13 protein-coding genes and 1 pseudogene are annotated in these 10237 nt (G+C 59.1%); all 14 read right to left on the minus strand.

Going from position 1 to position 10237, the window contains the following annotated elements; translation table 11 throughout:
- Nucleotides 1-797: helix-turn-helix domain-containing protein (locus tag D8U69_RS22705; RefSeq protein ID WP_130908173.1), on the minus strand; the 797-nt coding region annotated here is incomplete at its 3' end.
- Nucleotides 797-1555 carry a type IV pilus biogenesis/stability protein PilW gene (gene pilW / locus D8U69_RS22710; protein ID WP_056855165.1) on the minus strand — a complete coding sequence of 253 codons (759 nt, stop codon included), beginning with the start codon at nt 1553-1555 and terminating at the stop codon, nt 797-799. The genes D8U69_RS22705 and pilW, both read right to left, overlap by 1 nt.
- Nucleotides 1556-1571: 16 nt before the next feature.
- A complete protein-coding gene (rlmN, locus tag D8U69_RS22715) occupies nt 1572-2714 on the minus strand; it encodes a 23S rRNA (adenine(2503)-C(2))-methyltransferase RlmN (RefSeq protein WP_056855164.1) in 1143 nt (380 codons plus the stop codon).
- A 29-nt stretch (nt 2715-2743) separates the two neighbouring features.
- Entirely contained in the window at nt 2744-3169 is a 426-nt protein-coding gene (ndk, locus tag D8U69_RS22720; protein ID WP_039765715.1) for a nucleoside-diphosphate kinase, read from the minus strand.
- Nucleotides 3170-3257: 88 nt separating this feature from the next.
- Nucleotides 3258-3458, minus strand: a complete 201-nt coding sequence (gene iscX / locus D8U69_RS22725; protein WP_017123703.1) for a Fe-S cluster assembly protein IscX — start codon at nt 3456-3458, stop codon at nt 3258-3260.
- Nucleotides 3459-3472: 14 nt separating this feature from the next.
- A complete protein-coding gene (gene fdx / locus D8U69_RS22730; protein ID WP_020795601.1) occupies nt 3473-3814 on the minus strand; it encodes an ISC system 2Fe-2S type ferredoxin in 342 nt (113 codons plus the stop codon).
- A gap of 2 nt (nt 3815-3816) precedes the next feature.
- Nucleotides 3817-5679, minus strand: a complete 1863-nt coding sequence (hscA, locus tag D8U69_RS22735; protein WP_130908171.1) for a Fe-S protein assembly chaperone HscA — start codon at nt 5677-5679, stop codon at nt 3817-3819.
- A gap of 51 nt (nt 5680-5730) precedes the next feature.
- On the minus strand, nt 5731-6252 hold the full coding sequence (hscB, locus tag D8U69_RS22740) for a co-chaperone HscB (protein WP_056855162.1): 522 nt from the start codon (nt 6250-6252) through the stop codon (nt 5731-5733).
- Between the two features lie 8 nt (nt 6253-6260).
- Nucleotides 6261-6584: an iron-sulfur cluster assembly protein IscA gene (gene iscA, locus D8U69_RS22745; protein WP_003227904.1), complete on the minus strand. Its 324-nt coding sequence runs from the start codon at nt 6582-6584 to the stop codon at nt 6261-6263.
- Between the two features lie 34 nt (nt 6585-6618).
- Nucleotides 6619-7005 carry a Fe-S cluster assembly scaffold IscU gene (gene iscU, locus D8U69_RS22750; protein WP_056721266.1) on the minus strand — a complete coding sequence of 129 codons (387 nt, stop codon included), beginning with the start codon at nt 7003-7005 and terminating at the stop codon, nt 6619-6621.
- An 83-nt stretch (nt 7006-7088) separates the two neighbouring features.
- A complete protein-coding gene (locus D8U69_RS22755; RefSeq protein WP_008057730.1) occupies nt 7089-8303 on the minus strand; it encodes an IscS subfamily cysteine desulfurase in 1215 nt (404 codons plus the stop codon).
- Between the two features lie 50 nt (nt 8304-8353).
- Complete coding sequence (iscR, locus tag D8U69_RS22760) at nt 8354-8845, minus strand: Fe-S cluster assembly transcriptional regulator IscR (RefSeq protein WP_003227911.1); 492 nt, start codon at nt 8843-8845, stop codon at nt 8354-8356.
- A 264-nt stretch (nt 8846-9109) separates the two neighbouring features.
- Nucleotides 9110-9886 (minus strand): serine O-acetyltransferase, encoded by a 777-nt coding sequence (cysE, locus tag D8U69_RS22765; RefSeq protein ID WP_007998676.1) that lies wholly within the window; start codon nt 9884-9886, stop codon nt 9110-9112.
- 2 nt (nt 9887-9888) lie between these two features.
- A pseudogene (locus tag D8U69_RS22770) lies at nt 9889-10237 on the minus strand (tRNA (cytosine(32)/uridine(32)-2'-O)-methyltransferase TrmJ); the annotation flags it as partial.

Below are 10237 nucleotides of genomic sequence, written 5' to 3' on the forward strand. Positions count from 1 at the left end.
GGAGCCGCAGCCACCGGGGCGGGTGCTGGCGTGCTCGGCACGACCGGGGCAGTCAAGACCGGCGCTGGAACGACAGGGACTGCAGGGGCTGGCGTGGCCGGTGTGGCCGGTGTGGCCGGTGTGGCGACAACCGGGGCGGCATTATGCGCAGGCGCGGCAGGCGTTGTAGCAGTCGGAGCAGCGGGTGCGGTTGCCGGGGTTTCAGCTGGCACCTCAGCCGAGGTTTCGGCCTGCGGCAATGCCAGAGCAGTCTCGCCTTCGGCCTGCCCTTGCGCCACAGCCTGGTCTTCCGGCTCATCCAGCGGATGAATCTGGGTGGTGCCATCGGCGCCTTCGACTTCAACGTGTTCCGGAGTGAGGCCGATCAGGTCCTTGGTGCGCAGCGAGGTTTGATCCTGCCACCAGACAAAACCACCGCCAATCACCGCCACCAGCAACAACAGGCTGACGATGCGTAAAATGGTATGGGAAACCCGCACCGGCTCTTCGATTCGACCCAGGCTATGTACGCTGCTGCCTTGGGAGTCGGTACCGGTGGATTGGTCGAATTGCTGAACCAGAACGGCCTGGTCCATGCCGAGCAATTTGGCATAGGCGCGAATATAGCCACGGGCGAAGGTGTGCCCAGGCAGCTTGTCGAACTCACCGGCTTCCAGATTGCTCAGGGAATTGACGGTGAGGTTGAGCTTGAGAGCCACTTCGGCCAGCGACCAGCCATTGCTTTCGCGGGCCTGGCGCAAGGTCTCACCGGGGTTAACGCGATTCGCTGCTACAACTTCGGGATGCGCCGCTTTCATCATTGCTCCGACAGGTATTGCTGATATTCCGGTGTACCGGGATAGAGTCGTTTTAATTGCAGGCCATAACTGGCTGCCTTGTCGCGATCTTCAAACACTTTTGCCAGCCGAACGCCGAGCAATAGACTACGTGCATTTTGCTCTGTGAGCTGGCTAAAACGGTCGTAATAGTCACGCGCGGGCACATAATGCCTGTCTTCGTAAGACAACTCAGCCATTTCCAGCAATGCGCGTGGTTGTTGGCGGTTCAAACGCAAGGCTTTTTCCAGTTGCTGCTGGGCCAACTCACGCTGGCCGAGCATTGAAGCCGTCATGCCCAGGTTCTCGAACACTCGCGAACGCTCAGGATACAGGGTATCGGCGGCGGCCTGCTCGAAGCGCTCGTAGGCTTCTTTATAGCGTTTTTGCTCGAACAGAAAGCTGCCGTAATTATTGAGGATTCGCGCGTCGGCGGGACGAGAAGACAGCGCTTTGCGAAAATGCTCGTCGGCCAGCTCGGGCTCCATTTCGGCCTGAAACACCAGCCCCAGCGCAGCATTGGCATCAGGGTCGGCGCTGTCGAGTTCCAGCGCTTTTTTCAACGGGACCTTGGCGCGCTCGGTCATGCCTTGCTGCAGGTAACCAATGCCCAGTTGCACATAGGCGGCCCGCGCTTCATCACGGCCTTTGCTGGTCTTCATCGGGTTGTAATCGCCCGAAAGCACGCAGCCAGCACACAGGCTGGCCAACAGCAAAAGCAGCGCAAAGCGCAGGGACATAGAGATCCTCTCTTGGTTATTTCGCGGCGTTCTGCGCCATATCGTTGTCGGCGCTGAGTTCACGCACGGCGATATAACGTTCGCTGCGACGGGTGCGATCCAGCACCTGCCCTACCAACTGACCACAGGCGGCGTCGATGTCTTCACCACGGGTGGTGCGGACGGTGACATTGAAGCCGGCATGATGAAGCTGATCCTGGAACCGGCGGATAGCGTTGTTGCTCGGCCGCTCGTACCCGGAATGCGGGAACGGGTTGAACGGGATCAGGTTGATCTTGCACGGAATGTTCTTCAGCAACTCGATCATCTCGACCGCGTGCTCGACCTTGTCGTTGACGTCCTTGAGCAAGGTGTACTCGATGGTCAGCACGCGCTTTTCGCCCAGGGACGACATGTAGCGCTGGCACGACTCGAGGAGCATCTTAAGCGGATATTTCTTGTTGATCGGCACCAATTGGTTACGCAATGCGTCATTCGGTGCGTGCAGGGACAACGCCAGGGAGACGTCGATGTGCTTGGACAGCTCATCGATCATCGGCACCACGCCGGAGGTCGACAGGGTCACGCGGCGCTTGGAAATGCCGTAGCCCAGGTCATCCATCATCAGGTGCATGGCAGCGATGACGTTGTCGAAGTTCAGCAGCGGCTCACCCATGCCCATCATCACCACGTTGGTGATGGCACGGTCGACGGTCGCCGGGACGCTGCCAAAGGATTTGTTGGCAATCCACACCTGGCCGATGACTTCGGCGGCGGTGAGGTTGCTATTGAAGCCTTGCTTGCCGGTGGAGCAGAAACTGCAATCCAGGGCACAGCCTGCCTGGGACGAAACGCACAAGGTGCCGCGTTTGCCCTGGGGAATGTACACGGTCTCGACGCAGCTGCCGGACGCCACGCGCACCACCCACTTACGGGTGCCGTCGCTGGAGATGTCCTCGCTGACCACTTCCGGACCACGGACCTCAGCAACAGCCTTGAGCTTTTCGCGCAAGGCCTTGCTGACGTTCGTCATGGCGTCGAAATCATCGACGCCAAAGTGGTGAATCCATTTCATTACCTGACCGGCACGGAAACGCTTCTCCCCGATCGAGTCGAAGAATTTTTCCATTTCCTGTTGAGTCAGCCCCAGCAGGTTGGTTTTTACAGTCGATGTAGTCATGGATTCACCTTCACTCTTTAAGCCAATGCTTAGCGAGTGGTTACTTCAGTAGCTGCGAAGAAGTATGCGATTTCGCGAGCAGCAGCGGCTTCGGAGTCCGAACCGTGAACAGCGTTGGCGTCGATCGATTCAGCGAAGTCAGCACGGATGGTGCCAGGAGCTGCTTCTTTAGGGTTGGTAGCGCCCATCAGCTCACGGTTGCGAGCGATAGCGTTTTCGCCTTCCAGAACCTGAACGACAACCGGACCGGAAGTCATGAAGGCAACCAGGTCACCGAAGAAACCACGAGCGCTGTGCTCAGCGTAGAAGCCTTCGGCTTCGGCTTTGGACAGTTGCTTCAGTTTCGAAGCTACAACGCGCAGGCCAGCGTCTTCGAAGCGAGTGGTGATCTTGCCGATCACGTTTTTAGCAACGGCGTCAGGCTTGATGATGGAGAAAGTACGTTGAACAGCCATGGTGTAACTCCAGAAACGGTAATTTGCGAAAAATTAAACCCGCGAATTATACGCGGGTTCTTGGGTATTGCCTAACCTGCAGCGTGGCTCAGTCGCGTTCTTCGATCCAGTGGGCCTGAATGGCCTCCAGGATCTTCTCGCCACAATGCTCAGGCTTGTCGTCGAACTCGGGCAATTCCATCACCCATTTGCGCAGATCGACGAAGTTGACCGACATAGGGTCCACATCGGGCTTGCTTTCAGCCAGCTGGATGGCGATTTCCAGCACATCAGTCCACTTGAGACTCATGACAATTCCTTGAATCAATGCGGCGCTTCGGCTGCGTGGTTGAGCGAGTATTTCGGAATTTCGACGGTCAGGTCTTCGGTACCGACCTTGGCCTGGCACCCCAGGCGGGACTCACGCTCAAGACCCCAGGCCTTGTCGAGGTAGTCTTCTTCCAGCTCATCGGCCTCTTCCAGCGAGTCGAACCCCTCGCGGATGATGCAGTGGCAGGTGGTGCAGGCGCAAACGCCACCGCAAGCGCTTTCCATCTCGATGTGGTGCTCGTGGGCCAGTTCGAGAATCGAGATGCCGGGTTCGGCCTCGACTACCATGCCTTCAGGGCAGAACTTCTCGTGTGGCAGAAAAATGACCTGCGGCATCGTTATTCCTCAATCTCATTCAGGTTGCGCCCCGCCAGCGCGGCTTTCACCGTCGAGTCCAGGCGGCGGGCAGCAAAGGCATCGGTCACTTGCGACAGACGCTTGGTCTGCTGCTCGATGGCATAACCATCGGTACCTTTCATCAGTTCAGTCAGTTCCTGCACCTGCGCATCGATGACCATGCGCTCTTCGGCGTCGAGCAAGCGCTCGCCGTCAGCCTCCAGAGCAGCCTGCACCGCTTCGATCAGGCGCTGGGCATCGACCTGCTGCTCACGCAGCACGCGGGCAACCTTGTCGTCATTGGCGTGCTGGAACGAGTCCTTGAGCATTTTGGCGATTTCACCGTCTGTCAGACCGTAGGACGGCTTGACCTGAATGCTCGCCTCAACGCCCGAACCCAGCTCGCGAGCCGAGACACTGAGCAGACCGTCGGCATCGACCTGGAAAGTCACGCGAATCTTCGCTGCGCCGGCAACCATCGCTGGAATACCGCGCAGTTCGAAGCGTGCCAGGGAGCGGCAATCGCTGATCAGCTCGCGCTCGCCCTGCAACACGTGGATCGCCATGGCCGACTGGCCGTCTTTATAAGTGGTGAAGTCCTGTGCACGAGCGACGGGGATGGTGGTATTGCGTGGAATCACCTTCTCCATCAGGCCGCCCATGGTTTCCAGCCCCAGGGACAACGGAATCACGTCCAACAGCAGCAATTCGCCGCCGTCACGCTTGTTGCCGGCCAGGGTATCGGCCTGGATCGCAGCACCAATGGCGACCACTTGATCCGGGTCGATTTCAGTCAGGGGTTGGCGGCCAAAGGCTTCGGCGACCGCTTCGCGTACGCGGGGAACGCGAGTCGAACCACCGACCATGACCACGGCATGCACATCTTCCAGTTCGATACCGGAGTCGCGAACAGCGCGGCGGCAGGCTTTCAGACTGCGCGCAACCATCGGCTCGATCAGCGCATTGAACGCTTCGCGGGTCAGCTCGGCTTTCCAGTCGCCATACGTGACTTCGACAGCCACAGCACCGGTCAACGCTTCTTTTGCGGCACAGGCGGTTTGCAGCAAATTGCGTTGCGCGCCCGGATCGAGATCGGCGGACAAGCCGGCGCTCTCGATGATCCAGCCAGCGATGGCATGGTCGAAGTCATCGCCGCCCAGGGCACTGTCGCCGCCAGTGGCCAGCACTTCGAAAACACCGCCGGTCAGGCGCAGAATCGAAATATCGAAAGTACCGCCGCCCAGGTCGTAAATGGCGACCAGGCCTTCGGCATGCTGGTCCAGGCCGTAAGCCACAGCAGCTGCGGTTGGCTCGTTGAGCAAACGCAGCACATTCAGACCGGCCAGCTTGGCCGCATCCTTGGTCGCTTGACGCTGCGCATCGTCGAAATAGGCCGGAACGGTGATCACCGCACCGACCAGTTCGCCACCGAGGGTCGCTTCAGCGCGCTGACGCAGGACCTTGAGGATATCGGCGGAGACTTCGACCGGGCTTTTCGGGCCCTGGATCGTGTCGATGAACGGCATGTGCGACTCGCCGCCGACAAAGCGGTACGGCAGCTGGTCGCCCAATTGCTTGACGTCGGACAGACCACGACCCATCAAGCGCTTGACCGACAGCACAGTGTTCAGGGGATCGGTAGCGGCCGCCAGTTTGGCGGACTCACCCACTTCGACGCGATCAGCGTGATAGCGCACGGCAGACGGCAGGATGACCCGCCCCTCTGCGTCGGCAAGCGGCTCGGAAAGACCACTGCGCAATGCAGCGACCAGCGAATTGGTAGTGCCCAAGTCGATCCCCACAGCCAGACGACGCTGGTGCGGTTGAGGACTTTGGCCGGGTTCGGCGATCTGCAGTAGGGCCATCGTTATCAGGACTTATCTGTATATCAGGCGTGCGACCGGAGCGGCACTGGGTTAATCGTCGAGGCGCTCTTCCAGCTGGCGCACTTCGTAGGTGAGCTTGTCGAGGAACTGCATGCGCCGCATCAGGCGTTCGGCCTGTTCACGTTGCGCGGCATCGTTCCAGCAAGCCGAGAAGCGTTGGTTCAGTTCATCCTGGGCAGCTTTCAGGCGACGCTTGAAGACGGCAACCCCATTGAGGTCGGCGCTGTCCTGCAGGTCTTCGAGCTCTTCACGCAACTCCATCTGTTGCAGAAGAAACTCCGGATCATGCACCGTGACCTCCAGCGGCAGCTCGCCACCATTCAACGCGAGCAGGTAACGCGCGCGCTTGGGCGGATTCTTGAGCGTCTGGTAGGCCTCGTTGAGGCTCGCGGATTGCTCTAGCGCCAGCCGCTGCTCACGCTCGGAAGCATCAGCGAAACGGTCCGGATGAACGCTGCGCGCCAACTCACGGTAGCGCGTAGCCAGCTGATCGAGGTCCAGATCGAAACTCGGTTGCAGCTCAAATAAAGCGAAGTGACAAGGAGTACCCACGACAAGCCTCAGATGTTGAAGCTTTCGCCGCAGCCACATTCACCGCGTACGTTGGGGTTGTTGAACTTGAAGCCTTCGTTCAACCCTTCCTTGACGAAATCGAGCTCGGTGCCGTCCAGATAGGCCAGGCTTTTCGGGTCGATGATCACTTTTTCGCCGTGACTTTCGAACACCTGGTCCTCTGCAACCACCTCGTCGACAAACTCCAGCACGTAGGCAAGGCCGGAACAGCCTGTGGTGCGAACACCCAGACGAATCCCTTCACCTTTGCCGCGCCCGTCGAGGGAGCGCCGCACGTGTCGAGCAGCCGCTTCTGTCATGCTGATAGCCATCGGTGACTCCTTACTCGTCGCCAAAACTCGAAAATCAGATCAAGCCTTTCTTCTGCTTGTAGTCGCGAACGGCCGCTTTGATAGCGTCTTCAGCGAGTACGGAGCAGTGAATTTTCACTGGCGGCAGGGCCAGTTCTTCAGCCAGCTGAGTGTTCTTGATGGTTTCTGCTTCGTCCAGGGTCTTGCCTTTCATCCACTCGGTGGCGAGGGAGCTGGAAGCGATAGCCGAACCGCAGCCATAGGTCTTGAACTTGGCATCTTCGATGATGCCGGCGTCGTTGACCTTGATCTGCAGGCGCATGACGTCGCCGCAAGCCGGCGCGCCGACCATGCCGGTGCCGACATCAGGATCCTGCGCGTCCATCTTGCCGACGTTGCGCGGGTTTTCGTAGTGGTCGATGACCTTTTCGCTGTAAGCCATGATTCTTAATCCTCACTCATCAGAGAGTCGCTCTTTGAGCCCCGTAACCGAAGTTCGCGGGGCCGGTTCGCGGCGACTTGAAATCAGTGTGCCGCCCACTCGATTTTCGAAATGTCGACACCGTCTTTGTACATGTCCCACAGCGGCGACAGAGCGCGCAGCTTGGTAACGGCCTCGCAAACTTTCTGCGCGGCGTAATCGATTTCTTCTTCGGTGGTGAAGCGGCCGAAGGTGAAGCGGATCGAGCTGTGTGCCAGTTCGTCGTTGCGGCCCAGGGCGCGCAGTACGTACGAAGGCTCCAGCGATGCCGAGGTGCAGGCCGAACCGGACGAAACCGCCAGATCCTTGAGCGCCATGATCAGCGACTCGCCTTCAACGTAGTTGAAGCTCAGGTTCAGGTTGTGCGGAACGCGGGCAGTCAGGCTGCCGTTGACGTACAGCTCTTCCAAATGCTCGACCTGCTTGTAGAAACGGTCGCTCAAGGCTTTGATGCGCACGTTCTCGGCAGCCATGTCTTCCTTGGCCACACGGAAAGCTTCACCCATGCCGACGATCTGGTGGGTCGCCAGGGTACCCGAACGCATGCCGCGCTCGTGACCGCCGCCGTGCATGGTCGCTTCGATGCGAACACGCGGCTTGCGGCTTACGTACAGGGCGCCGATGCCTTTAGGACCGTAGGTCTTGTGGGCGGAGAACGACATCATGTCGACTTTCAGTTTCTGCAGGTCGATTTCGACCTTGCCGGTGGACTGAGCGGCGTCGACGTGGAACAGGATGCCCTTGGAACGGAGCAGTTCGCCGATCGCTGCGATGTCGTTGATGGTGCCGATTTCGTTGTTCACGTGCATGACCGACACCAGGATGGTGTCGTCACGCAGTTCGGCTTCGATCATCTCAGGCGTGACCAGGCCATCGGTGCGAGGCTCGATGTAGGTGACTTCGAAGCCTTCACGCTCCAGTTGGCGCATGGTGTCGAGGACAGCCTTGTGCTCAATCTTGGTGGTGATCAGGTGCTTGCCTTTGGTGGCGTAGAAATGTGCCGCACCCTTGATTGCCAGGTTGTCGGATTCGGTGGCGCCAGAGGTCCAGACGATTTCACGCGGGTCGGCGTTGACCAGGTCGGCCACCTGACGACGGGCGTTTTCGACGGACTCTTCAGCTTTCCAGCCGAACACGTGGGAACGGGACGCCGGGTTACCGAAGTTTCCGTCGACCAGCAGGCATTCACTCATCTTTTGCGCGACACGCGGATCAACCGGGGTAGTCGCAGAGTAATCAAGGTAAATCGGCAATTTCATGGACTATCTCCTAAATCAGGCTGGCTGGCGTGCCGTTAGCTCTGTGGCTGTCATTCGACGGCGGACGCTTCAATCTTGTCCAGGCGTGGCGCCTTGCTGTTGCAACGGCGTTGATCCTGACGCTGGGCTACTTCTTGCACCTCACGGCGAGTCACAAGGTCAGCCAAGCTGATACCGCTCAGAAATTCGTGGATCTGCAGGCTCAGGTCGCACCACAAGTGGTGAGTCAGGCAAGTGTCACCGGAATGGCAATCACCCTGGCCCTGGCATTTGGTTGCATCGACCGATTCGTTCACCGCATCGATCACCTGGGCAACCTGGATGCCCTGCATGTCGCGGGACAATTGGTAGCCACCGCCCGGACCGCGGACACTGGACACCAGATTGCTGCGGCGCAACTTGGCAAACAGCTGTTCGAGGTAGGACAGGGAGATGCCTTGGCGCTCGGAGATATCGGCCAGGGACACGGGCCCGTGCTGCGCGTGCAACGCCAGATCGAGCATGGCGGTCACGGCGTATCGGCCTTTTGTAGTCAGTCGCATGGACGTTTACCACGGAGTTCGGAATGGGGCGAGTATGCAATTCCCGAGTATTTAAGTCAACTATAAGACCTAGTACTTTAGTCAGGTTTACCCGCAAAAGAGCGGCCGCATCATAGCAAAGGCTGACCGGTTACAGCCAGCAATTGCGCGTTATCGTTCATCGCGGGCAAGCCCGCTCCCACAGGGATTGTGGGCGCTCACACAATCGGCGCCTCACCGGAGACCTTGTGGGAGCGGGTTTGCCCGCGATGAAATTGACTCGGTTCAGCTGGCCTGACTCTGATCCTTGTCCTTCACACAGGCGAAGTCTTCTTCGCGCAGTTCAGGCAGATCTTTCGCACAGTAATTGCTGCCCAGATCCTTCAACGCCCCGCACATGCCCTCCAGACGACCGTCGACTGCCTGCAGGTGATCGAGCAACTGATTGATGGCGCGAGCCACCGGGTCCGGCATGTCTTCGGTCACGCCGTAGGCATCGAAGCCGATTTTCTCGGCCATGGCCTTGCGCTTGGCGTCCTGTTCTTCGTCGGGTTTGACGATGATTCGCCCTGGAATACCCACCACCGTAGCGCCCGGTGGAACCTCTTTGGTCACCACGGCGTTGGAGCCGACCTTGGCACCGGCACCGACAGTGAACGGGCCAAGCACCTTGGCGCCGGCGCCGACAACGACACCATCACCCAGCGTCGGGTGGCGCTTGCCTTTGTTCCAGCTGGTACCACCGAGGGTCACACCCTGATAAATGGTCACGTCATCGCCAATCTCAGCGGTTTCGCCAATGACGATGCCCATGCCGTGGTCAATGAAAAAGCGACGCCCGACCTTGGCACCCGGATGAATCTCGATCCCGGTCAACCAGCGACCGAAGTTCGACACCAGCCGCGCCAGCCATTTCAGGTCCGCACGCCACAGCATTGCCGACAAACGGTGAATCCAGATCGCATGCATGCCGGGGTAGCACGTCAGGACTTCAAAAGCGTTACGCGCCGCCGGGTCACGATGGAAAACACTCTGGATATCTTCACGCAAACGCTCGAACATCATTAATCCTTCCGCTTAAGAAGCTCACCACGGGCCGCTTTCTGGGTTTCCGTGAGGATGCCACGCAAAATATTCATTTCCGCCCGGCTAACCGAGCTGCGACCGTACAACCGGCGCAGGCGCGCCATCAAGTGCCGTGGCTTTTCCGGGTCGAGAAACTCGATGCTCACCAGGGTTTGTTCCAGGTGCTCATAGAACCGCTCAAGCTCATCCATCGTTGCCAGCTCGGCGCTTTTGACGGAAGCCACTTCTTCCTTCTCGACCTTGGTCGGCTGACCTTGCGCGGCCAGCCAGGCCATGCGCACTTCATAACTCAACACCTGCACCGCCGCCCCAAGGTTCAGCGAACTG

It is taken from the genome of Pseudomonas sp. Sample_16, assembly GCF_004307665.1.
GTDB lineage: Bacteria > Pseudomonadota > Gammaproteobacteria > Pseudomonadales > Pseudomonadaceae > Aquipseudomonas.